19 protein-coding genes are annotated in these 24,302 nt (G+C 62.7%); 8 read left to right on the top strand and 11 right to left on the bottom strand.

What is annotated here, in order from left to right; translation table 11 throughout:
- Positions 1 to 2,517: DUF3971 domain-containing protein (locus tag ABY403_RS01830; protein WP_372838040.1), on the bottom strand; the 2,517-nt coding region annotated here is incomplete at its 3' end.
- Between the two features lie 97 nt (positions 2,518 to 2,614).
- On the opposite strand from ABY403_RS01830, the gene ABY403_RS01825 reads away from it, so the two are divergent.
- The 3 genes from ABY403_RS01825 (at position 2,615) to ABY403_RS01815 (ending at position 5,067) form a co-directional block, all read left to right on the top strand.
- On the top strand, positions 2,615 to 3,100 hold the full coding sequence (locus tag ABY403_RS01825; RefSeq protein ID WP_372838039.1) for a peroxiredoxin: 486 nt from the start codon (positions 2,615 to 2,617) through the stop codon (positions 3,098 to 3,100).
- 148 nt (positions 3,101 to 3,248) lie between these two features.
- Positions 3,249 to 4,574, top strand: coding sequence for a DUF5930 domain-containing protein (locus ABY403_RS01820; protein WP_372838036.1), 1,326 nt, complete (start codon positions 3,249 to 3,251; stop codon positions 4,572 to 4,574).
- Positions 4,564 to 5,067 (top strand): polymer-forming cytoskeletal protein, encoded by a 504-nt coding sequence (locus ABY403_RS01815; protein ID WP_372838033.1) that lies wholly within the window; start codon positions 4,564 to 4,566, stop codon positions 5,065 to 5,067. Before ABY403_RS01820 ends, ABY403_RS01815 begins: the two co-directional genes overlap by 11 nt.
- A gap of 59 nt (positions 5,068 to 5,126) precedes the next feature.
- On the opposite strand, the gene ABY403_RS01810 is transcribed toward ABY403_RS01815, so the two are convergent.
- The 4 genes from ABY403_RS01810 to ABY403_RS01795 all read right to left on the bottom strand — a co-directional run bounded on the left by ABY403_RS01810 (position 5,127) and on the right by ABY403_RS01795 (position 11,106).
- Positions 5,127 to 5,906, bottom strand: coding sequence for a DUF2189 domain-containing protein (locus ABY403_RS01810; RefSeq protein WP_372838030.1), 780 nt, complete (start codon positions 5,904 to 5,906; stop codon positions 5,127 to 5,129).
- 68 nt (positions 5,907 to 5,974) lie between these two features.
- Positions 5,975 to 7,102, bottom strand: a complete 1,128-nt coding sequence (gene prfB, locus ABY403_RS01805) for a peptide chain release factor 2 (protein ID WP_372838027.1) — start codon at positions 7,100 to 7,102, stop codon at positions 5,975 to 5,977.
- A 131-nt stretch (positions 7,103 to 7,233) separates the two neighbouring features.
- Complete coding sequence (locus tag ABY403_RS01800; protein WP_372838024.1) at positions 7,234 to 9,780, bottom strand: penicillin-binding protein 1A; 2,547 nt, start codon at positions 9,778 to 9,780, stop codon at positions 7,234 to 7,236.
- A gap of 105 nt (positions 9,781 to 9,885) precedes the next feature.
- Positions 9,886 to 11,106 carry an N-acetylmuramoyl-L-alanine amidase gene (locus tag ABY403_RS01795; protein ID WP_372838021.1) on the bottom strand — a complete coding sequence of 407 codons (1,221 nt, stop codon included), beginning with the start codon at positions 11,104 to 11,106 and terminating at the stop codon, positions 9,886 to 9,888.
- Between the two features lie 207 nt (positions 11,107 to 11,313).
- On the opposite strand from ABY403_RS01795, the gene ABY403_RS01790 reads away from it, so the two are divergent.
- A complete protein-coding gene (locus ABY403_RS01790; protein WP_372838018.1) occupies positions 11,314 to 12,063 on the top strand; it encodes a DsbA family protein in 750 nt (249 codons plus the stop codon).
- 112 nt (positions 12,064 to 12,175) lie between these two features.
- Here the strand turns inward: ABY403_RS01790 and ispG are convergent, their stop codons facing one another.
- From ispG to ABY403_RS01770, 4 genes are all read right to left on the bottom strand, one after another.
- The gene (gene ispG / locus ABY403_RS01785) at positions 12,176 to 13,288 is read right to left on the bottom strand and encodes a flavodoxin-dependent (E)-4-hydroxy-3-methylbut-2-enyl-diphosphate synthase (RefSeq protein ID WP_372838015.1); all 1,113 of its coding nucleotides are present in this window, start codon (positions 13,286 to 13,288) and stop codon (positions 12,176 to 12,178) included.
- A gap of 63 nt (positions 13,289 to 13,351) precedes the next feature.
- Complete coding sequence (locus tag ABY403_RS01780) at positions 13,352 to 14,509, bottom strand: RodZ domain-containing protein (protein WP_372838013.1); 1,158 nt, start codon at positions 14,507 to 14,509, stop codon at positions 13,352 to 13,354.
- Between the two features lie 106 nt (positions 14,510 to 14,615).
- Positions 14,616 to 15,845, bottom strand: coding sequence for a 5-aminolevulinate synthase (gene hemA, locus ABY403_RS01775; RefSeq protein ID WP_372838010.1), 1,230 nt, complete (start codon positions 15,843 to 15,845; stop codon positions 14,616 to 14,618).
- A gap of 428 nt (positions 15,846 to 16,273) precedes the next feature.
- On the bottom strand, positions 16,274 to 17,992 hold the full coding sequence (locus tag ABY403_RS01770) for a LysM peptidoglycan-binding domain-containing protein (RefSeq protein ID WP_372838008.1): 1,719 nt from the start codon (positions 17,990 to 17,992) through the stop codon (positions 16,274 to 16,276).
- Between the two features lie 144 nt (positions 17,993 to 18,136).
- Here ABY403_RS01770 and ABY403_RS01765 point away from each other — a divergent pair, with 144 nt between their 5' ends.
- Complete coding sequence (locus ABY403_RS01765; RefSeq protein ID WP_372838006.1) at positions 18,137 to 18,694, top strand: TIGR00730 family Rossman fold protein; 558 nt, start codon at positions 18,137 to 18,139, stop codon at positions 18,692 to 18,694.
- 102 nt (positions 18,695 to 18,796) lie between these two features.
- On the opposite strand, the gene preA is transcribed toward ABY403_RS01765, so the two are convergent.
- Both preA and ABY403_RS01755 read right to left on the bottom strand, forming a co-directional pair.
- On the bottom strand, positions 18,797 to 20,095 hold the full coding sequence (preA, locus tag ABY403_RS01760) for an NAD-dependent dihydropyrimidine dehydrogenase subunit PreA (RefSeq protein WP_372838004.1): 1,299 nt from the start codon (positions 20,093 to 20,095) through the stop codon (positions 18,797 to 18,799).
- Between the two features lies 1 nt (position 20,096).
- Positions 20,097 to 21,434, bottom strand: a complete 1,338-nt coding sequence (locus ABY403_RS01755; RefSeq protein WP_372838001.1) for an NAD(P)-dependent oxidoreductase — start codon at positions 21,432 to 21,434, stop codon at positions 20,097 to 20,099.
- Between the two features lie 274 nt (positions 21,435 to 21,708).
- On the opposite strand from ABY403_RS01755, the gene accB reads away from it, so the two are divergent.
- From accB to aat, 3 genes are all read left to right on the top strand, one after another.
- Entirely contained in the window at positions 21,709 to 22,197 is a 489-nt protein-coding gene (gene accB / locus ABY403_RS01750) for an acetyl-CoA carboxylase biotin carboxyl carrier protein (protein ID WP_372837999.1), read from the top strand.
- 7 nt (positions 22,198 to 22,204) lie between these two features.
- On the top strand, positions 22,205 to 23,551 hold the full coding sequence (gene accC, locus ABY403_RS01745) for an acetyl-CoA carboxylase biotin carboxylase subunit (protein WP_372837997.1): 1,347 nt from the start codon (positions 22,205 to 22,207) through the stop codon (positions 23,549 to 23,551).
- A 284-nt stretch (positions 23,552 to 23,835) separates the two neighbouring features.
- Positions 23,836 to 24,302, top strand: a 467-nt coding sequence (gene aat / locus ABY403_RS01740) for a leucyl/phenylalanyl-tRNA--protein transferase (protein WP_372837995.1), incomplete at its 3' end; no start/stop codon positions are given.

Raw genomic sequence — 24,302 nt, 5'->3', positions numbered from 1 at the left:
GCCGCTCAACTCGATCGCCATCGGGTTGCCTGCGCCCTGCGCGCGCAACACTGCCGCACCCTCGAACCAATCGTCCAGCACCACCGCATCGAAGTTGGCGCTGGCAAGCTTGCCCTCGGGCGTAAGCGTCAGCGCACCGCTCGCCTCTAGCCCTGCCGCCGAAAGCGCCAGCCGCTCGACCGTCGAAGGCGCGCCCAGCGTGCCCGAGATCTCAAAGCTGCCCACCTCGTTCGCGGCCTTGCGCCAGCCCACCGAAGGAATTGCCAGCGTCATGCCCTGAAGATCACTGGCCAGATCAAAGCGGGTCGGCGCGCCACGCTGAATATCCAGCACCATTTGCCCTGTGCCGCTGCCGCTGATCGTGCCGCGTGGCAAGGTGATGCCCAGCGCGGCAAGCCCGGCCTCGGAAAGGTCGATTTCGCCAGTAACCTGTGATGCCGCCGCGTGTTCGGCACCAAACCGTTGCACCCAGCTTGCATCAAAGCCTACGCCAGATAGCGTGCCGCGCCCGGCGATTTCGATACCCGTGGCGTCGGCCGTAAGACGCAGATGGTCAGCCCGCAGCGGCCGCCCCTTCACCAGAACGTCCGACCGGACATCGCTCAGATCGGCGGTTACGCGAAAGCGCACGTCTTCGGCTTTCAACTCTTTCTGCAACGCCATTTGCAGCACCGTTTCGGCGCGCGCCTCGCCTTCGGCAAAATCGGTTGCAAGCCCCGCCTTCGACATGAAGCGGAAGGGTTCTTGGTCAAGCAGCGACATGGCGGCAGGAATGGTGCTTTGCGTGTGCAGCCGGATTTCGGCGGGCGCGGGGCGCATGCGGATATCGGGCACCACCAGCACTGTGTCAGCCACATCTATCCGCCCCCCGGTCGGGGCCACAAGATGGCCGCGCTCAACCGTCAGCGCGTGGCGATTGCCTTCAATCGTGGCATAGCCCGACACATCAAGCAGCGGCGGCAGCGTGCCTAGAATACGCACCTCTGCCCCCTCAAAACCGTAGCCCAGCGCAAGTTGCGGCTCTGCCCCCGGTTCCAGCCGCAGCGCCGCGCGCACATCGCGCAATTCACCGGTGGCAACGTTTTCAACCAGCCAGTTACGGGTTTTGGCCACAACGGCCAGCGGCCAAAGCGCCAGCATCCGCTGTTGCGTGATGTGCCCCGTGCCGAAATCGAGCGCGACATGCCAGCCATCGGCCGCCGCGGCGACCCGCCCCGAGGTGCTGATCTGGTCTTGCCCGTAGCTCAACTGCAACTGGCCGATATCAAGTGTAAACGGATCAAGCCGAAGCCGCAGATCAAGCGCGCCTTCGACAAATTGCACCGGCGTTTCAAACAGCCCCTCAGGATCGACGCGCAGATCGACCACCGAAAGCTGCGCAAGCACTTCTTGCGGCAAACCGCCAGAGAAGCCGCGCAGTTGCGCCGAACCGGCCCCCCGCAACCGGAGCGCGCGGCTATCGATGGCCAATTCGGCAAACGAAACCCTTTCGTCGGCGGGGTTGTAGGTCAAATGCACACTGCCGCCTTGGATCGCCACAGGCGGCACACCCGCCACCGGGTTCAGCGCGCCCGCGCCAATTTCAAGGCGGGCATCAAGCTGGCCGATAGCGCCGCTTGCATCGATTCCGCTGCGCAGCGAACCCGAAATCGGCACATCCAGCACCCCAAGCCACGCCAGCGCCGGCGATTGCAGTGCCACATCGCGCGCAGGCACCGCAGCTATGGCGACCCCGAACGAGGCTTCGTTGCTGTGTTTTCGCGTGTTGAGCGACAGCGCCACTGACGAGGGCATACGCTCTTGCTCACCGATGTCGAAGCTGAGCGTCACAGCCAAGCGCGCCGCATCCTGCTTAAGCGACAGCCGCCCTGCCGAAACCTGCCAGACCTTGCCATTGCGCGCATCGTCAAGGCGGATCTGCATCCCCTCGGCGTCTATACGCTGCAACGCCGCGAGTGCGGGCGCATCGAACGCCTGTTTGAACGCCGTCAGCGCCTGCGCGAGGCTTTCGGGGGTGGCGGCGCGGAAAGCCGCATCCTCGCTGCCAAAAGCAATGTCGAGCGTGCCATCCTCTAGGCGGCGTAGCGCCAGACTCGCGCCGCTGATGCGAACAGCCTCGACCTCGATCCGAAAATCCGCCAGCGCCGCGCGTGATAGTGTCAGGCGCGCTTCGGGCAAAAGCGCGCGCACCTGGCCGCGCGGGCCAATGATTTCAACATCGAGAAAGCGCATGCGCGGTGCCACACCGTCGGTTACAACCAGTTCCGCGCCGCCCAGATGCACCTGCATGCTTCCCGCCAGCGCCTCGTTGATCCCTAGCTCCATGCGCTCGATCGCCCAGCGCGGGGCAGGCAGCGGGCGGTGCGTGACATAAAGCGCGGCCAACAGCAGCAGCAGCAGAAAGGTCGGAAACGACACCATCATCCATAGAACGAAGCGCGTTGCATGGCGGCGGCGCGGGCGCACCACGCGCCCTGCTTCGCCGCTGCTTTCGTCTTTTGCCTGTTGTTCGTCCATCTGCCGCCCTGCCGTGCGGTTGCGCTGCCCACGCAAATGATCTTTGCTGAGCGCTGGTTAAAACACAAACCCGCGCCCTCGTCCAAAGGAACCCGCAATGCTCGACATCGGCGATTTCGCGCCTGACTTTTCTCTTCCAGCCATCGCAAGCGATGGCAGCGACACGACCCTTTCGCTTGGCGCATTGCGCGGCCAGCCGGTCGTGCTGTTTTTCTACCCGCGCGACTCCACCCCCACCTGCACGCTTGAAGCAGAATCTTTCAGCATGGGGGCTGCCGATTTTGCGGCCCTTGGTGCGCATGTCGTCGGCATTTCGAAAGACAGCCTTTCTGCGCATCGCAAGTTTCAGACGCGCAAGAACCTTGCACTGACACTCGCCAGCGATGCCGAAAGTGACACCTGCGAGAGATACGGTGCATGGGGGGCCAAAAAACTTTATGGGCGCGCCTATGAAGGCATTTTGCGCAACACATACTTGATCGACAGCGAAGGGCGCATTGCCGCGATCTGGCTCAGCGTCAAGGTGGCAGGCCACACCGAAGAGGTCATGGCGGCGATCAAGAACATTGAAAATCGGCCATAATCCGCCAGCATCCGCCCCCTGTCAGCCTGCCGCCGCGCATCGGGGGCAAAAATGGTTGCATCGCAACGCGACCTCTTGCTAAGCCCTGAGTGTGGCTTTGCCCGAAGGGGCGCGCCATGTAGCGCAATGACAGGATGGATCAGTTCAGGTGCACCGACGCGTCGCGCAACATCTCAATTCGTTCGTCGGACGCTGGCTGCCCGAACAACGGATGTTCCTCAAGTCGGATACCACCACGCGCTTTGTAAGGCTGCGCCCGCTAACTCAGGCGGCGATGCTGGGCGGTACGGTGCTGGTATTCGGCTGGACGATCGTCGCCAGCTCGATCCTTTTTAGCGACGTGATCAGCGCGGGAAGCTCGCAAGAACAGGTCGCCCGCGCTCAGGCAGCCTTCGAGCAACGGCTTGATGAATTGTCGCGCGAACGTGACGCGCGCGCCAACGAAGCCACCGCCGCGCAATCTCGGTTTGCACTGGCGCTGGAGCAGGTGTCGCAGATGCAGTCGGCTCTGCTGGCCTCTGAAGAACAGCGGCGCGAGCTTGAAACAGGCATCGAGGTCATTCAGGCAACCTTGCGGCGCACCATGCAGGAGCGCGACGCGGCAGCCGCCTTGGTTGCAGAGCGCGAGATCGAACTGACCGGCGCGCGCGACGGCACGGGGCCAACCGAAGTGGCACCCGAAGACGTGGCCTCAACACTCGATATCGTTGCCGCCGCGCTTTCAAGTGCTGCGGCAGAACGCGACCGTCTGCAAGCATTGGCCGATGAGGCCGAGGCAGAGCTTGTCGCGATGCAGCTTGAACAGCGCCTGCTCGACCAGCGCAATGACGAGATTTTTGCAACTCTTGAAAGCGCGGTTTCGGTTTCGGTCGAACCGCTGGACAAGATGTTCCGCGCGGTTGGCATGAATACCGAGTCGATTCTTGCAACCGTTCGGCAGGGCTATTCGGGCACCGGCGGGCCGCTTTTGCCAACCGCAATGTCGGCGAGCGGAGAGCCCGAATATAGCGCCGATCTTGCGCGCGCCACGGGGATTCTGGATACGCTCGACCGGTTGAACCTTTACCGCATCGCGGCCTCTGCGCTGCCGCTCGACATTCCGGTCAAGGCTTCTTACCGCCTGACTTCACCCTTTGGGCGACGCTGGGGCACGATGCACGAAGGCGTCGATATGGCTGGCCCCACCGGCACCCCGATCTACGGCACCGGCGACGGCGTCGTAACGCACGCGGGCTGGCAATCCGGTTATGGCAACATGATCGAGATCCGGCACGAGTTTGGCACCGTGACCCGCTACGGCCACCTGAGCAAGATCCGGGTGAGCGTTGGGCAAAAGGTCTCGCGCGGAGATCGGATCGGTGATATGGGCAGCACTGGCAGATCCACTGGTCCGCACCTGCACTACGAGGTGCGCGTGAATGGCAATCCGGTCAATCCGATGACCTTCATAATGGCGGCAAGCAATGTTTTCTAAAAGCAGAATCAACGAACCCGGTCCGAAAACCACACCCGAAAGCGACAAGCCCAAGGTCCCCGATACGCCGATGCCGCGCCCCGCAGGCGAAGCCCCGGCTGGCGCGCCGCGCCCCAAGGCTCCGGTCTCGGTGCTGTCCTCCGACCTGACCGTCGTTGGCAATCTGCGCACCACGGGTGATGTGCAGGTCGAAGGCGTGGTCGAGGGTGATATTCGTGCGCATCTTCTGACGGTTGGCGAAAGCGCCACCATCAAGGGCGAAATCGTTGCCGACGACATCGTGGTCAATGGCCGCGTCGTGGGCCGTGTTCGCGGCCTCAAGGTGCGGCTGACATCGACCGCGCGTGTCGAGGGCGACATTGTTCACAAGACCATCGCCATCGAATCGGGTGCGCATTTCGAAGGCTCGGTGCAGCGTCAGGACGACCCGCTGGCAAGCGGTGTGACGCCGAAACTGGCACCACCCACCGCCGCAGCCAAAACCGAAGACTAATCAACCGCAGATGCGGGGCGATCCGGGGCGGTGCCAATGGCACCGCCCTTTTGCTTGGCTCACTCGGCCGTGATGCGGCGATAAAGGTGCCAGCTTGCGTGCCCAAGCACGGGCAGCACCACGAACAAGCCCAAAAACAGCGGGGCCATCCCCAGCGCTAAAAGCGCCGCGATGCATATTGCCCACAGCGCCAGCACGGCCTTGTTGGCCAGAACCGACTGCACCGAAAAGACGATCGCAGTGATGAAATCTATCTCGCGTTCCAGCAACAGCGGCAAGCCGCAGAGCGTGAAGGAAAACACCGCCAATGCGAAGGCACCGCCAATGGCGCTGCCGATCAGCAGCATCAGGGGGCCGTTACCTTGCAGCAGAACAGCGGGCGATGAGGTGATGTTGGTCATCGCTGACAGCCCCATGAACAGGGCAAAGATGGTATGCGCCACGAACACCCAGAACATGAAGATCAGCAGAATGACCATCGCCATCGACGGAATCTGGCGATCCTTTTGTGCAAAGACCACGCCAAGCACCTGCCGCCAGATCAGTGAATCACCCACCTCAATGCGGCGGCTGACCTCGTAAAGCCCGACTGCCGCAAAAGGCGCGAGCAGTGGAAACCCCACGACAAACGGAATGAGCCACCATTCCTGCCCGGTCGAAGCCGCCACCAGATAAAGCACGATGCCACCCGCAACGTAGAACGCGGAGAAAAGCAGGCCAAAGGCCGGTGCACGAAGAAAATCGCGCAAGCCCGCGCTTAGGGCCGCGCCAAGATCGGATACGGTCAACCGCGCGATGCTGGGCAACGGCGATGGGTGCTCTGGTATTTCCTGCGTCATTGCGCTCTCTCCCTGGTTTTCAGCGAGATAAGCGTGGCCGAGACGCGCAAGCAACAGATTTCGAGCGTTCAGCCCTCGCCTTGCGCCTCGGCGCGCGACTTGCCAGCCACATCCATTGCCAATGTCGCCGCCATGAAGGCGTCAAGGTCGCCATCCAGCACGCCTTGCGTATCAGAGGTTTCATACCCTGTGCGCAGGTCTTTCACCATCTGGTAAGGTTGCAGAACGTAAGAGCGGATCTGGTTGCCCCAGCCTGCTTCACCCTTTGCCTCGTGCGCTGCGTTGATTGCGGCGTTACGGCGATCAAGCTCTTGCTGATAAAGCCGCGACTTCAGCGCCTGCATGGCAATGTCGCGGTTCTGGTGCTGCGATTTCAGGCTTGATGTCACCACGATACCGGTTGGCAAGTGGGTGATACGCACCGCCGAGTCGGTCTTGTTGACGTGCTGACCACCGGCACCGGAAGAGCGATAGGTGTCGATGCGGATGTCCTTGTCGAGCACCTCGATATCGATTGCGTCATCGACCACCGGATAGACCCAGATCGAGCAAAACGAGGTGTGCCGCCGCGCCGCCGAATCATAGGGCGAAATCCGCACCAACCGGTGCACGCCGGATTCCGACTTCAGCCAGCCATAGGCGTTGTGGCCCATGATCTTGTAAGAAACCGACCGGATGCCAGCCTCTTCGCCGGGCGTTTCGGCCTGCATTTCGACCTTGTAGCCCTTTTTCTCGGCCCAGCGCACATACATGCGCGCCAGCATACTGGCCCAGTCACAGCTTTCAGTGCCGCCGGCGCCTGCGTTGATTTCAAGGAAGGTATCGTTGCCGTCTGCCTCGCCATCCAACAGCGCCTCTAGCCGCTTTGCGGCGGCGCGTTCGGCCAATGCGCGCAGCGCGGCCTCGGCCTCTTGCACGATTTCGGCGTCGCCCTCTGCCTCGCCGAGTTCGATCAGTTCGGCGTTGTCAGCCAGATCAAGCTCGATAGCGCGATACGAGGTAAGCGCGTCGATCAGTTCCTGTCGTTCGCGCATGAGTTTCTGCGCGCGCGCCGGGTCTGACCACAGATCGCCGTGCTCGATCATCGCGTTCATCTCTTCCAGCCGGTGTGGCGCGGTTTCCGCATCAAGCCTTTGGCCCAGAAGTTTCAGCGAATCCCGGATAGCGTCGATGGTGCTTTGTGTCTCGGCGCGCATAGAACGGTTCCTGTCGGTCAGATTGGTGGCGTGATAACGGCTTGGCGCGGCGCGGGCAAGCGGTAGGGCAAAAGCAGGTTGGCAAGCGGCCAATTGGCCCGCGCCGGTCCAATGCGCAAAAGCCAGTCTGCCTAGTATAGCCCGCCCGATGAAACGGTGCCGAAGTCTGCCTTGGGCGGAATCACGGTCATCTGCCCGGAAGAGTTGATTACTGTGGTGCTGCCGCTATCAGTTTCGCCCTGCTCGAACAGCGGCAGGTTCTGGCCCATCGCAAAACCACCATCAATCATAGAGGCAAAGCCGAACAGCACATCGGTGCCTTCGCGGAAATATTCGGCAACCACGTCATCGCCCGAAGCGAACTCATCGACGCGGTCACCCGTAAAGCGGTTGATATTCACGAAATATCCCCCCGGCGGCACCTTGAAGGCGCTGCCGCCATAACTCTTGATCGCCTCGGTCATGAACTGCTGAAACACCGGGCCGCACATGCTGGCACCATACGCGCTGTTGCCAAGTGCACGCGGCTGGTCGTAGCCGATGTAACACCCCGCCACGATATTCGACGTGAAGCCGATGAACCAAACATCCTTGGCGTCGTTGGTGGTGCCGGTCTTGCCTGCCACGGGAACCGGCAGGTTGATCACGCCGCTGGCGGTGCCGCGCTGCACCACGCCCTGCATCATCGAGGTCAGCTGATAGGCAGTGATCGCATCCATCACCCGTTCGCGGTTCGAAGTGATGCGCGGGGCGCGCCCTTCGGGAATGATGTCCGGGCCGCAATTCACGCACGTCCGTGTGTCGTGGCGATAAACAGTGCGACCCCAGCGGTCTTGCACGCGGTCAACCAGCGTCGGCTCCACGCGCTCGCCACCGTTGGCGAACATCGCATAGGCCGCAACCATCTTGAACAGAGTGGTTTCCTGCGCACCGAGAGAATTGGCGAGAAACGGCATCATCGGCTCGTAAACGCCAAAGCGTTCGGCGTAGTCCGCAACCGTTTCCATGCCGATTTCCTGCGCAATTCGCACCGTCATCAGGTTCCGGCTTTGCTCGATGCCGGTGCGCATCGGGGTTGGGCCATAGAACTTGTTAGACGAATTGCGCGGGCGCCAGATGCCCTGCGCGGTATCCACCTCGATCGGCGCGTCAACGATGATCGTGGCGGGGGTAAACCCAGAATCCAGTGCTGCGGCATAGACGAAAGGCTTGAACGCCGAGCCGGGCTGGCGCTGCGCCTGCGTCGCGCGGTTGAACACCGAGGATTGATAGCTATAGCCGCCCTGCATGGCGATCACGCGGCCGGTGTTTACGTCCATCGCCATGAAGGCGCCCTGAATCTCGGGCACCTGCCGCAGGGTCCAGCGGATGAAACTGCCGTCGCTGTCCTTGGTCATGGCGCGCACCAGCACCACATCGCCCACCGCCAGCAGATCGCCCGCGACCTTGGCCTTGTTCGCCGCAACCTTGCCATCAGCGCCAAGCTTGCGCGCCCATGTCACATCGGCTGCGGGTATCCAGTGGCCATCGGCATCATCCTCGATGCCTTCAATCCCGATCCGCGCGTCATTTGCACCGACCTCAAGCACCACCGCGGGGTGCCAACCTGCAATATCGCGCGGCACATCGACCACGGCCGCCAGCGCCGTGCGCCAGTCTGCCAACGCCTCGGCTGCAAGCTCCTGCCCGGTGCCGCGCCACACGCCCTGGTCGCGGTCAAACGACTCGAGCGCCTCGCGCAGCGCCAGCGCCGCCTCTGTCTGCATGTCCGGGTCGACCGTGGCGCGAATCGTCAGGCCGCCTGCGAAAAACTCTTCCTGCCCGAAACTGACCGATAGCTGGCGCCGGATCTCGTCGGTGAAATAGTCGCGCGATGGCAGAGTTGCGCGGAAGGGTGGAAAATCTCCGTTCTGGACCGAGCGCAGCGGTTGCTGCACCTCGACATCATATGTCGCCTTGTCGATGTAGCCATCTTCCAGCATCCGCCCGAGCACATAGTTGCGCCGTTCAGTCACCCGCGCCATCGCCCGCACCGGGTGGTATTCACTCGGCGCTTGCGGCATGGCGGCTAGCATCGCGGCCTCGTGCGGGGCCAGTTCGCTCAGCGTCTTGTTGAAATAGGTCTGCGCCGCGGCGGCCACACCAAAGCTGTTCTGCCCAAGGAAGATCTCGTTCAGGTAAAGCTCGAGGATCTTGTCCTTGCTCAATGTTTCCTCAAGCCGCGAGGCAAGGATCAACTCTTTGATCTTGCGCTCGATCGAGCGGTCTGACGAAAGCAGAAAGTTCTTCATCACCTGCTGCGTGATGGTCGAGGCACCGCGCAGCCGCCCACCGGTCAGCGCATCGCGCGCGGCACCCAGCATACCGCGAATGTCATAGCCGCGGTGGGTGTAGAAGTTCTGGTCCTCAGCCGCGACAAATGCGTGTTTGACCAGATCGGGGATTTCCTCGATCGGCTGAAACAGCCGCCGCTCTTCTGCAAACTCGTCAATCAGGCGGCCTTCGCCGGAATAGACGCGGCTGATGGTCTTGGGGGTGTATTGGGCCAGCTGCTCGTGACTTGGCAGGTTGGACGAATATATCCAGAACACCGCGCCCAGCGTCAGCGCGCCAAAAAAGGCGGCTGTGACGACCCACGAAAAGATCGCCCCGAAAAACGCAAGGATAAAACGGATCAAGCGCGGCTCCATCACACCCGGCTCGTGCCGGTGGCCCCGCTATAGCGCGAGTGGGGGGGGGCGTCAAAACAACTCGCCGCGTGCGGGCGAAGCCCTGCCGAAGCGTCACTGGCGCAGATAGCGCACCTCGGCCGCATCGACCACGGCCCAAGCCTGCAAAGCCGCCGCAATCGCTGCCGCCATGGTGGCGCGCCAAGCAGGGTCGGTCAGGCGGGCGCGGTCGGCCGCAGATGACATGAAACCCAGCTCAAGTAAAAGCGACGGAATATCGGGCGATTTCAGCACCGAAAACGCCGCGGCCTGCACAGGCTTCTTGTGCATCTTGAGACCCGCGCCCAAGATCGCCGCCTGAAGCGCCACCGCCAGCCCATCGGCGCGTGGCTGGGTTTCGGCGCGGGCAAGATCCATCAGCACTTCGGCCACCACATCGTCATGCCCGGCCAGATCGACCCCGGCCAACAGGTCGGCCCTGTCATGCCGTTCTGCCAGCCGCGCCGATGCCGCGTCGGACGCCTCGGTCGCCAGCAGGTAAATCGTTGCCCCCACGGCCTCGCCTTCAGCAAGCGCATCGGCATGCAATGACAACAGCACATCGGCACCCGCAGCACGGGCCGCAGACATGCGCGCTTCAAGCGGCACAAAAACGTCTTCTTCGCGCGTGAGCACCGCGCGCATACCCGCGCGCACCAAAACCTCTTTCAATTCTCGGGCAAAACCAAGCATCAGCTGCGCCTCGGTCAACCCCTCGGCCTCTGCGCCGGGGTCAACACCGCCATGCCCAGGGTCAAGCACTACCACAAGCGGCGTATCACCTGTCTGCCTGCGCCGCGGCGCGGCAACGATGGCTGCATCTGGCAACCCCGCGCGCGCGTTAATCGGGGCGCTGGCAACGCGCGCCGCAAAATCGGCTATGGTGACCGGCACCAGACTCAGCGTGATGGCGGGTTCGGCGCCGGTGCTTTCGCCGGTTGTCTCAATCGCCATCGGCCCTGCAAGCTCGGCGACCAGCCGCGTCCAGCCGGGTTCGCCAGCGCCCCAGCTAAGCGCGGTGATAGGCCCGGCGTGGCCAAGCAGGCCCGGGTCTCTGCCCGCGAAATCAAGCTCTGAAAACTCCATCACCAGACGCGGTGGAGCATCGAGCAGATAGGCGCGGTATGGGATCGGCTGGCTCAATCCTAGCGTCAGGTTGACCTTGCCATCTGCCGCCTCAACCACGCTGCTACGTGCCATATCAAGCCGCGAAAGCGCGCGCAGTTCGTCGGCCGCGGCAAAGGGCGCGCCAAACGCCAGCACGACCAACGCGAAAACCCATAAAATCCGTTGCATTGCGCCCGTCACCTTGCCCCGCGCCGAGATCGTTCGCCCCAGTTCGCCGCAAGACTATAGCGCCGCGACCGATTGCGCGAAACCTTTCATGCGTCTTCGCTCGCCGCTCAAGCTTTCGTGCGTGCCCAGCCCTTGCCAAGGCCCGGCTTTGCCGCAATGCTCGTGCCCAACCCGGCCGCGCGCGGCCACCACTACAGGATACACGCCATGCTGCGCCGATACGTTTCTCCGATTGCCCTTGTCGCAGCCCTCGCCGCGGGCCCGGCTGCTGCCTTTGATCTTGGCAATATGTCTGACGCCGAGCGTGCCGATTTCGGTGCCGCCGTCCGCGAATACCTGCTCAGCAACCCCGAAGTGCTGGTCGAGGCGATCAACGTGCTTGATGCGCGCCAAGCACAAGCCGCCGCCGCCAGCGACAAGGATCTGGTCGCCGCCAATGCCGCAGCGCTTTTTCAAGACGGGTATTCCTGGGTTGGCGGGAACCCCGACGGGGACGTGACCTTGGTCGAGTTCACGGATTATCGCTGCGGATATTGCCGCCAAGCCCATGCCGAGGTCGCCGAACTCGTCGCCTCGGACGGCAATATCCGCTTCATCGTCAAGGAGTTTCCGATCCTTGGCGTCGAGTCCGAACTGTCTTCGCGCTTTGCCATCGCAATCAAGCTGATTGCCGGAGACGATGTATATAAAGAGGCCCACGATCGCCTGATTACCCTGCGCGGCACGGCCAACGAAGAGTCGCTTAGCCAACTGGCGGTCGATCTGGGCCAAGACCCAGCCGCGGTGCTGGCGCGGATGACCACCGATGAGGTCACCGCAGTCATCGACGCCAATCACGCGCTGGCGCAGATCATGCAGATTTCTGGCACGCCGACCTTTATCGTCGGAGACGAAATGCTGCGCGGTTATCTGCCGCTGGCCGGGATGCGCCAGATCGTAGCAGATCAGCGCAGCTAAACGGTGCCCGCACCATCGCTGAAAAGACACTGGCCCGGGGCATAGCCCCGGTTCTTGTGCTGGCCAATGCGCCCCGCAAAGAGGTTTGGTGCCATCAAGCCCAAGGGTCCGATCAGGGCTTTTCGGCGTCGATCAAGGCGGCTCGCGCCTCGACCAGCTTGACGATCTCGTCGATCATCTCGGCATTGCCCAGCTTGTGCGCCTGCTTGCCCGCCAGATAGACCATGCCAGAGCCCGCGCCGCCGCCAGTAAAGCCGACATCGGTCAGCAAGGCCTCGCCGGGGCCGTTCACCACGCAGCCGATGATCGAAAGGCTGATCGGGGTGCGAACATGTTCTAGCCGCTGTTCCAGCGCCTCGACGGTCTTGATCACGTCAAACCCCTGACGTGCGCAGGAAGGGCAAGAGATGATCTGCACCCCGCGGGTGCGAAGCCCAAGCGCCTTCAAAATCTCGAAACCGACCTTCACTTCTTCCACGGGGTCGGCGGATAGCGAAACGCGGATGGTATCGCCGATCCCTGCCCAGAGCAGGTTGCCAAGCCCGACAGCAGATTTCACGGTGCCGGTGCGCAGGCCGCCTGCCTCGGTGATGCCCAGATGAATTGGCGCATCCGTCACCTCGGCCAGTTGCTGATAGGCCGCAGCCGCAAGGAACACATCTGACGCTTTTACCGAGATCTTGAACTCGTGAAAGTCGTTGTCTTGCAGAAGCTTGATATGATCGAGGCCGCTTTCGACCATGGCCTCGGGGCAAGGCTCGCCGTATTTTTCCAGCAGATGCCGTTCCAGCGAACCTGCGTTCACGCCAATCCGAATCGAGCAGCCATTGTCGCGCGCGGCCTTTACCACCTCGCGCACGCGCTGCGCGTCACCAATGTTGCCGGGGTTGATGCGCAGGCAGGCAGCACCGGCCTCGGCCGCTTCAATAGCGCGGCGATGGTGAAAATGGATATCCGCGACAATCGGCACCGGGCTTTCGCGCACAATCTCGCGCAGCGCCTGTGTTGCGGCCTGATCGGGGGTCGAAATGCGCACGATATCGGCACCCGCATTAGCCGCGGCAATCACCTGCGCCAGCGTCGCTTTGACATCGGCGCTGTCGGTGTTGGTCATGGTCTGCACCGAAATCGGTGCATCGCCGCCAATCGGCACACGCCCCACCATGATTTGGCGAGATTTGCGGCGCATCACGTTGCGCCATGGGCGGATCGGGTTGAGTGTCATGAAAGCCTCGGGCTGCGTTTCCGCCTGAGAGATAGGCGAGCTGGTGCCTCGCGGCAACCGCGCTTATTGCGATGCTTCGGCCAGCGCGATCATCTTGGCAAGGTCGCCGTCGCGCGAAAGATCAGCCAGCGCGTAGGTGCTGGTCAGCGCCTCGGGCGAAAGCACGATGTTCTTGGTCACCGCACCCGGCGCACCGGCGGGGCCGTAGGTGGTGCCATTCACCGCAAAATAAACCGCACCAGATTCACCCGCACGCAGCAGCGGCGGCTCTTCCAGTTTCGGCAGGGTGAAACGTTCACCTGCGTCTAGGATTTTCTCAAGCAGCACCGTGCCATCGGCCGACTGCACACGCACCCAAGACGGGCGCACCGCAAGCAGTTCAACCGCAGGCGCATCGGGGGCCACGGCGCGGGCCACCACCTCTTCGGTCGCCGGTTCGGGTTGCGGGGCAACATCGGCAACCTGCGTCGGCAGTGCCTCGGCCAGCGCGCCGGTTTCTTGCGGATTGATCGCAGCAATCGGGCTGTCGCGAGCCACGAGAATCGGAACCTCCAGCGCGCGCGGGCGATATAGGCGCTCAAGTGCTTCAGCCGCTGGCAGCACCGGGGTAGTATCGGCACCGGCCATCGTCACACCAGAGGCTGCAAGCGGGTCGATCAGCGCGGCCACGTTCGGCGCTTGTTCGACCGGAGCCAATTGCACGCGCTGCACTTCTTGCAGAATCGAGAAGCCGCCATAGCCAAGCCCGGCGATCAGCGTCATCAGCACAAGAACCGAGCCGACTGCGCGCAACTCTATCTTGCTCCAGAACGCCTCGGCGCGCGGCACGAAACTGGCATTCGGGTTGGCAAGCGGCTCTGCCGGCAGCGGTTTTGCCGGGCGGCGCACCGAAGCGGCTGCGGCCATGCCGTGCGTGGGCGCAAAGCCAGATTCCTTGCAGAACTTCTTGAAGGCCTCGTCTTGGTCCATGCCCAGATAACGCGCGTAGGAACGCACGTATCCGGCAACGAAACCCGGCGTTTCAAAGGCAGTGATATCGGCGTTTTCAATGGCCGCGATGTAGCTGGCCTTGATGCGCAATTCGCGCTGCACATCTAGCAAGGATTTGGCGAGCGTTGCGCGCTCACCGCGCATCAGATCGCCTAGGCGCAGTTCGAAATCGTCAAACCCTTTAGGTTTGTCCGGTTCTTGTGCTGAAGGTTTGGCCCTCCGCCCGATCATCCCGCCACTGTCCCCGAGTCAGGTGTTTTCGAATCGCATTAACGCGCGGCGATTTGTTGCGATTTTAGTATCACGGACAAGTGCGAAGTGCACCCGTGGAATTGTCTCAGGCGCTGGCCTCGGCGCGATTTAGCGCACAAAGCCCCCAGAGCGAATCCATGGCGCGCACAAGTGCATCAATCTGACCAGAATCGTGCACTGGTGAGGGCGTAAAGCGAAGCCTCTCGGTTCCGCGCGGCACGGTTGGGAAGTTGATCGGCTGCACGTAGATGCCATAATCTTCCAGCAGCATGTCCGACAGCAGCTTGCAGTGAACCGGGTTGCCCACATGCACCGGCACGATATGGGTGCCGTGATCGATGATCGGCATGCCAAGCGACTTCAGGCGCGTTTTCAGAATACGCGCGTGCAACTGCTGCGCGTCGCGTAGTTTCTGCCCCTCAGCGCCTTTCAGAAACGCGATCGACGCGGCGGCGCCTGCGACAATGGCGGGCGGAAGCGAGGTGGTGAAGATGAAGCCCGGCGCGTAGGAGCGCACGGCATCAACCATTTGCGCACTGGCCGCGATATAGCCGCCAAACACGCCGAATGCCTTGCCCAGCGTGCCGTTGATGATGTCGATCCGGCCTTGGAGCCCGAGCTTTTCTGAAACGCCACCACCACGCGGGCCATACATGCCCACCGCGTGCACCTCATCAAGGTAGCTCAATGCGCCGAACTCTTCGGCGGCCTCGACCAATTGCTGGATCGGGCCGAAATCGCCGTCCATCGAGTAGATCGATTCGAAGGCAACCAGCTTCGGTGCGGCCGGGTCGTCGGCAGCCATCAACTCGCGCAGATGCGCCACGTCATTGTGGCGGAAAATGCGCTTTGCGCCACCATTGCGACGAATGCCCTCGATCATCGAGGCATGGTTGAGGCTGTCAGAGTAGATGATGAGGCCGGGGAACAGCACCGGCAGTGTGCTCAGCGTCGCGTCATTGGCGATATAGGCCGAAGAAAAGACCAGCGCGGCTTCCTTGCCGTGCAGGTCGGCAATCTCTGCCTCAAGCCGCTTGTGATAGACCGTGGTGCCCGAGATGTTGCGCGTGCCGCCCGAACCCGCGCCGACCGCATCGACCGCCTCGTGCATCGCGCGAAGCACAACCGGATTTTGCCCCATGCCGAGATAGTCGTTTCCGCACCAGACGGTGATGTCTTTCTTGGTGCCATCCGGACGAGTCCAGACTGCATGCGGAAAGGCCCCCTTCTTACGCTCGATGTCGATGAAAGTGCGGTAGCGACCTTCGTCATGCAGTCGCTTGATCGCCGTCTCGAGTGCTTGGGAATAATCCATGCTGTCATCCTCGCCTTGGCACCGCGTGGGCGCGCTGGTGCCGATATTGCTGGGTCTTGTTAGATTCAAAACCACCAATTTGGAACCCGTAAAATCTTGTTGGTTGGAAGCAGCGCATCAAGTTCTGCGTTACTTTTTGCCTGCGTACGCTGTAGCGGTACCCCTGTGCCAAGCCTTGATGCAAATCAAACACAACTTATTGTGACAGGTAGGGTAAGGCTTCGATCATGCCAAAAAGGGTGCGCGATGGCGCACTTCCGCGCCACCCACTGCCCTATTCAGACGCAGCCAGTGTCCCGCAAATCGGCCAATGGCGCAAGTCTAACGCAGCGCAAACCGAGTTCGCAGCGTGCGCAAGTCCGTGAAGACCGTCCCATGCCAACGAGAGGTGCGGCGGTATTTCCGCACCCCTCGGGGCGTTTTTCCGATCATTTCGGAATGGTGAATATCTGTCCGGGATAGATCAGGTCCGGGTCGCGGATCTGATCACGGTTGGCCTCGAACAACTTCACATAAAGAATGCCTTCGCCATAGAACCGCGTCGATATGCCCCAAAGCGTATTGCCTTTTTGCACCGTGACCACCTGCACCGCAGGTTGCGTCGAGTCGGAACCAGCGGCGGCTTCGGCGGCCAGCGCCGCGGCAAGCACCTCTGGCGCTTCGCGTTTGAACGGCGACTCGGCGCGCGCTGTCACCTTGCCCGCAGCGTCGATCACATCAACGCGCAGCGTATAGATACCCGGTGCCACATCCTCTAGCACCAGCCGCCAGCGGCCAAGATCACCCACCGGCGCCGTCGCGCGTTCTGTGTTGTCGAGATAGGCGCGCACGAAGCCTTCGCCCGCGCCGCGGCCCGCCACGACCACAGCGCCTTCCGCGTTGTAGCTGATGGAATCGATGATGAACGCTTCTGGAAGGCCCGGCGTGGCGGGGGCAGGCCCCAGCACGCTGATACCGCCTTCATCCGCCAAAAGCACACGGGGTGCCACTGGCTCGGGTGCAGCCGCAGCATCAGAGGCGGTGCCTGTCAATGGCGCGGCCGAAGCGTCAGCCGTTGCTGTGCCGTTTGTGCTGCTGGTAGCGGGTGCGCCATCCGTCGCGGCACCTGCCATAGGCGCGACCGAAGCATCAGCCGTTGCCGTGCCGTTTTCGCCGCCGGTTGCGGGTGCTGTTGTTGCGGGCGTTGTGGTTACGGGCGCGGCACCGTTAACGGCAGCTTGCGCGCCGCTTGCCGCAGCGGCGGCGCTATCGGCAACATTCGCGGGCGGCACCGGCGCGGCGTCGGTGGCCGCATCGTCGGCCGTTGCAACAACCATCGGCGGCTCAAGCGGCAGCGTCAGGCCCGGCGTCAGGATTACCGTCTGTTCAGATCCGATCACCCGGCCATCGGCCATCGACATCGACAGCGTCAGCGCACGCGGCGCATCGGACAGCGGCAGGGTGAACATCGCCACGAACTGCCCACGCGGGGTGGCAAGCGCTTGTGCTGCCTCAACGCCATCGACCAAAACCGTTACGGTCGTTCCGGCCATCGCTTGCCCGGCCACCACGATCGATCCATCGGGTGCCGCGCGCACCGTATCAAAGCTCGGCGCAATGGCCGCGACGGGTGACGCGGAGGTGGCGCCCACACTGGCATCGCCCGAAGGCGCAACCGCATCTGGCGTGGCAGCGGTGGCCCCGCCGCCCTCGCTGATCGACGCTGTTTCGGCAGGTGCGGGCGCGTCAGAAGGCTGGGTCGCATCAGATGCGGTGGGCGCTTGCGCAGGCGCGGGCGCGTCTGTCGTCATGGGCGCTTCCGCGGCAATCGGCGGTTCAGCGGTGGTGGCCGCCGTAGGCTCGCCCGCAGCCTGCGTTTGCGCGGCTGTGGCAGTATCCGTGCTGCCCGACGGCTCTGCGCCGCTCGCAGGTGGCGGCTCTGGTGCAACCGGCGCGGCCTCGGGCGCAGAAGCCAAAGGCGCATCCATCCCGACCGAGGGCACAGGCGTCGGTTCGGGGCGGCTCAACACCCAGCCGCCCAACCCGAGCATGACAACAACAAGTGCAGCCGCCCCGCCAAGCAACACCCCCCGGCTGCTCGGGGCGGTAGTTGACGCGCCTGCCGCCGCTACCGGCGCTTCGCCGTCACCCGTGTTGCCGTCGCTCATGCCAGCCCCCGTATTCCGTCACGGCACACCGCCGCAATTGCTTGAGCCTCTGTAGCAACACCGTTACGAAGGCTCAAGAAATGCCGAAGCCGCACCCTCTGTCGAGCAGTGTGCGCGATATTGTGGCAACGCAAAGGAAGCCAGATGCCCCTGCCCCACCCCTCGGTCTGTGTTTATTGCGGCGCGCGATCAGGCAATCGGCCCGCCTATGCCGCCGCGGCGCAGGCTACCGGCACGATGCTTGCGTCGCGCGGATGGCGGCTGGTCTATGGCGCGGGCGACGTGGGGTTGATGGGCGAGGTCGCGCGTGCCGCGATCAGTGCGGGCGGCGCGACCTTTGGCGTAATCCCGCAGCATCTGGTTTTGCGCGAGGTCGGCAAGCGCGATTTGAGCACCTTCATCGTCACCGAAGACATGCATGAGCGCAAAAAGGTCATGTATATGAACTCGGATGCGATCGTGGTGCTGCCGGGTGGGGCAGGCTCGCTCGACGAGATGTTCGAGGTTCTGACCTGGCGCCAGCTTGGCCTGCACAGCAAACCAATTCTGCTGCTTGATACGGACGGCTACTGGCAGCCGCTCTTCACGCTTTTACGCCACCTTACTGTTGAAGGTTTTGCGGACGCGAGCCTTCTTGAGCTTGTGGAGCTTGTGCCCGACGTCGCAAGCCTTGAATCCCGCCTCACCACAGCCTTCAACTGACGCTCACATGGTTGCAGGCGCGCCGCTTGGCCCGCCTGCCCTGCGCATTTTTCACTGTAGCAATAGGCGTGTGAGATGCGGGGGCCGCGCCCCCGCGACCCATTATTCAGCGGCGCTGACGCTGGGGTTGTTCGGGTGCGTCGTCCAGTTGGCGTAGGGCGCGACGGGCTTGCCGGTGCGCTTGTCCACCTCGCCCGGTGCCAGTTCACGCATGGTGATGCAGTTTTCGACCGGGCAGACATCGACGCAAAGGTTGCAGGCCACGCATTCTTCTTCCTTCACGCTGAATACCCGATCGGCGCTCATGTCGATTGCCTGATGGCTGGTATCTTCGCACGCGGCGTAGCAGCGCCCGCATTTGATGCAATCGTCCTGATTGATCACGGCCTTTGTGACGTAATTCAGGTTCAGATACTGCCAATCCGTCACGTTCGGGACCGCACGCCCGACCAGATCGGGAAGCGTCATGGCCTTTTCATCAAGGTACTGCGACAGCCCCGAAATCATCTCTTCGACGACCTTGAAGCCATAGGTCATGGCCGCCGTGCAGACCTGCACATTGCCCGCCCCCAGCGCCATGAACTCTGCCGCGTCGCGCCAAGTGGTAACGCCACCGATGCCCGAAATCGGCAGATCGCGGGTGGCCGGGTTGCGCGCGATCTCGGCCACCATGTTCAGCGCAATCGGTTTGACCGCAGGGCCGCAATAGCCGCCATGCGTGCCTTTGCCGTCAAGCGTTGGCTCGGGCGCGAACCGATCCAGATCGACCGAGGTGATCGAGTTGACGGTGTTGATAAGGCTGACCGCATCAGCACCGCCCCGCAATGCGGCCTCGGCCGGTTTGCGGATATCGGCGATATTGGGCGTGAGCTTCACGATCACCGGCATACGGGTGTTTTCCTTGCACCAGCGGGTGACCATTTCGATATATTCTGGCACCTGCCCCACCGCAGATCCCATGCCCCGCTCGGCCATGCCATGCGGGCAGCCGAAGTTGAGCTCGATCCCGTCAGCGTCGGTTTCCTCGACCCGCTTCAGTATCGCTTTCCACGCATCCTCGGTGCAAGGCACCATCAGGCTGACCACCAGTGCGCGATCTTTCCAGTCGCGCTTGACCTGCTTGATTTCGCGCAAGTTCACTTCGAGCGGGCGATCGGTGATCAACTCGATGTTGTTCAGCCCCAGAAGGCGGCGGTCAGCGCCCCAGACAGCGCCGTAGCGCGGGCCGTTGACGTTGACGACCGGCGGGCCGTCTTCGCCAAGCGTTTTCCACACCACTCCACCCCAGCCCGCCTTATAGGCGCGCACGACGTTGTAGGCCTTGTCCGTAGGCGGCGCAGAGGCAAGCCAGAACGGGTTGGGCGACTTGATGCCCACGAAAGAGGTGCTCAGATCGGCCATTTCATGCCCCCATCAGGCTAGCGTGAATATCCATTGCCGCATCGCGCCCTTCGGCCACGGCGGTCACCGTCAGATCGTCGCCACCGGCGGCGCAATCACCGCCCGCCCAGACGTTTGGCAAGCTGGTCCGACCCGCCCCCGTCACCGCGATCTTGCGCCCGTCGAGCGCGAGGCCAGAGGGCGTTTCGGCAAGCGCCTGACCGATCGCCGTGAACACCTGGTCCGCCTTCAGCCGGAAGGTCTGGCTGGTCACCTCGAGCCCCTTGGCACCGGCTTTGGTATAGGCAAACTCTACCTCTCGCACCGCGCCTGCGCCGTGAATGGCAACCGGGGCGGCGCTGGTGATGATCTTCACACCCGAAGCGGTGGCGTGGTCTTGTTCATGGCGGCTTGCGGGCATTTGCGCGCGTTCGCGGCGATACACGATGGTGGCGGTTTCAGCGCCAAGCAGTTTGGCCTGCACCGCCGCATCAACGGCAGTCATGCCGCCGCCGATCACCACCACATCCCGCCCGACAGGCAGGTGCGCAAGGTCGCTGGCCTGCCGCAATTCGCGGATGAAATCGGTTGCGGGCAACACCTGATCCATTTGCTCGCCTGTAATGCCAAGCGCATTGACCCCGGCAAGCCCCATACCCAGAAACACCGCGTCATGCGCGGCGCGCAGATCGTCAAGGCTACCCTCGCGGCCTAGTGCCCAGCCGTTCACCACGGTGATGCCACCGATCTGCATCAGCCAAGCAACTTCGCTTTGCGCAAACCCGTCCGGCACCTTGTAGGCGGCAAGCCCGTATTCGTTCAGCCCGCCCGCCTTGGGCTTGGCATCATAAAGCGTGACCGCGTGGCCAAGCATCGCAAGCCTGTGCGCCGCGGCTAGGCCCGCGGGGCCTGCGCCGACCACGGCAACCTTGCGCCCGGTGGCTGCGGCGCGTGCAAAGGGGTGGGTGTTGCCCGCCATCAACGTATCGGTGGCAAAGCGTTGCAGCGCGCCGATTTCAACCGGCTTGCCTTCCGCCGCCTCACGCACACAGGACCCTTCGCAGAGGTTCTCGGTCGGGCAGACACGCGCGCAGGTGCCGCCGAGGATGTTTTGCGCAAAGATCGTGCGCGCCGCAGCCTCGGGTGTGCCCGTAGAGATCTGGCGAATGAAAAGCGGAATGTCGATCGCGGTCGGGCAAGCCGTCACGCAAGGTGCATCGAAGCAGAAATAGCAGCGATCTGCTGCCACCCGCGCTTCGTGCGGGCCCAGTGGCGGCGCCACATCGGCGAAGTTCGCGGCAAGATGCGCCGTATCAAGCCGCCCGGCAACGACGCCGGGGGTAAGCGGAGTGTTGGTCAAGGTGGCCTCCCTGATTGGCCTTGTTTTGTGCAGGCTGACACAGCAATTTTATTTTATCAAACGGTAAAATACGCCGCAGCGCAGCGCAGGCGCGACTGCCTACCGCTGTAGCGGTGGCAAGGCAGGGTGCTGCAAAATGCGGCACCTTGCGCTTTCCCTAACGGTAAACTGACTGCTTTCCCTGCCCGGATCGCTAGCGTATAACCCAGCCGATAGTGGCGGCAGCGCGCCGCGGGGGGCGTTCCAGCCCCGCAACCGGACCTCTGAGGACCCCATGAGCAAACACACCCATGAAGACGATGTGGCTTTCATCCAGGCGCTGGCCGAATTGCTGAACAAGAACGAGCTGACCGAACTTTCGGTGATGCGCGAATACGGCGAAGATGACAGCCTTGAGGTGCGCGTGGTCAAGCAGGCGCAAGTGGTTGCCGCGGCGCCACAACCGATCAGCTATGCCGCAGCACCGGCGGCCGCAGCCGCAGCCCCCGCACCGGTAGCGGCTGCTGCCGGTGAAGACCCCGCAGGCCATCCGGGCGCGGTGCCCTCGCCTATGGTGGGCACGGTGTACCTTTCGGCCGAACCGGGCGCTGAGCCCTTCGTTACGGTGGGCAGTCAGGTGAAAGAGGGCCAGACCCTGCTGATCATCGAAGCGATGAAGACCATGAACCACATCGCCGCGCCGCGCGCTGGCACGGTGAAACGTATTCTGGTGGAAAACGGCACTCCGGCCGAATACGGCACGCCCCTGATGATCGTCGAGTGAGGCACCCATGTTCGACAAGATCCTGATCGCCAACCGCGGCGAAATCGCGCTGCGGGTGATCCGCGCCTGCCGCGAAATGGGCATCGCCAGCGTGGCGGTGCATTCCACCGCCGACGCCGACGCAATGCATGTGCGCATGGCCGACGAAAGCGTGTGCATCGGGCCGAATCCTTCGACGCTGTCATATCTGTCGATTCCCGCCATCGTTTCGGCCTGCGAGATCACCGGGGCGCAAGCGATTCACCCGGGCTATGGCTTTCTTAGCGAGAACGCAGCCTTTGTGCAGGTGCTTGAAGACCATGGCATAACCTTCATCGGCCCCACCGCCGAACATATCCGAATCATGGGCGACAAGATCACCGCCAAGGACACCATGAAAAAGCTGGGCGTGCCTTGCGTGCCCGGATCGAACGGTGCCGTGCCCGATGTGGAAACGGCCAAAAGCGAAGCTGCCGCGATGGGCTATCCGATCATCATCAAGGCAACCGCAGGCGGCGGCGGGCGCGGCATGAAGGTGGCCAACAACGAGGCCGAGCTGGAAGTGGCATTTCGCACCGCGCGCAGCGAGGCCAAGGCGGCCTTCGGCAATGACGAAGTCTATATGGAAAAATACCTCCAGCGCCCGCGCCACATCGAGGTGCAGGTGTTTGGCGACGGCAAGGGTAGCGCCGTGCATCTGGGCGAGCGCGACTGTTCGCTGCAACGCCGCCACCAGAAGGTGATGGAAGAGGCCCCCGGCCCGGTCATCACCCCCGAACAGCGCGACCGCATCGGCAAGGTCTGCGCCGACGCGGTGGCGCGGATCAACTACATCGGTGCTGGCACGATTGAGTTTCTGTATGAAGACGGCGAGTTCTACTTCATCGAAATGAACACGCGCTTGCAGGTCGAGCATCCGGTGACCGAGGCAATCTTTGGCGTCGATCTTGTGCGCGAACAGATTCGTGTGGCCGAGGGCCTTCCGATGTCGTTCACCCAAGACGATCTGCAACTGAACGGCCACGCCATCGAAGTGCGGCTGAATGCGGAAAAACTGCCGAACTTTACCCCCTGCCCCGGCAAGATCACGCAGTATCACGCACCGGGTGGCTTGGGTGTGCGCATCGATAGCGCGCTCTACGACGGCTATGTGATTCCGCCCTATTACGACAGCCTGATCGGCAAGCTGATCGTGCATGGACGCGACAGGCCAGAGGCGCTGGCGCGCCTCAGCCGGGCGTTGGGCGAGTTGATCGTGGACGGTGTCGATACCACAGTGCCGCTGTTTCACGCGCTTCTGGCAGAACCCGACATTCAGGCGGGCAACTACTCGATTCACTGGCTGGAAAAGTTCCTCGCCAAAAACCTGAACTGAAGGCGCTCGCGCAGGGCGACGCGCATCTGGGCCCAAAGCCTTCATCGAACGCTCGATTTGCCCGAAAAGCAGAGCGCGCCAGTGTTGGCGCGCTCGAAAACGCCTCGTGCGATGGCGACCGCCTCCTTGCCTGCCAAAGGTGCAAGACGGCCTCGGGCGCTGTTTCGGAACGCGCCGTGATGACGCGCACGCGATTGAAAACCCACTGTTTGCCCCCGCCAGAAATCTGCGCCACTATGGCGTCGATTCAAACAGCGTCGGCACCCCGACAAGCAATCAGTTAGATGACAAAGACAACGCGCGCCCTGACCCCGGAAATGCTGATGGGCGGATACGCAAGCGGCGTATTTCCGATGGCGTTGAGCCGCGATGCGCAAGAGTTGCATTGGTTCGACCCACCGCGGCGTGGGGTCATGCCACTCGATGCACTGCATATTTCACATTCTTTGCGCAAGCGTGTGCGCCGATGGGATTACCTTGTGCGCGTCAATTCAGCCTTTGCCGAGGTGGTCCGCGCCTGTGCCGAACGTCCCGAAACCTGGATCAACGACGAATTGATCGAAATCTACCAAAACCTGCACGACGCAGGGCACGCACATTCGATGGAAATCTGGCAGGACGGCGCGCTTGCCGGTGGCATTTTTGGCATCGCTCTGGGCGGTGCCTTCTTTGGCGAAAGCATGTTTTCGCGCCGCCGCGACGGGTCAAAACTGGCGATGGTCTGGCTGGTGGATCGGTTGCGGCGCGCCGG

It is taken from the genome of Phaeovulum sp. (assembly GCF_041596715.1).
In the GTDB taxonomy this organism is placed as follows: domain Bacteria; phylum Pseudomonadota; class Alphaproteobacteria; order Rhodobacterales; family Rhodobacteraceae; genus UBA6213.
Note: the sequence above shows the minus strand (reverse complement) of the source record. Positions and strands in the feature narration are given on the sequence as shown.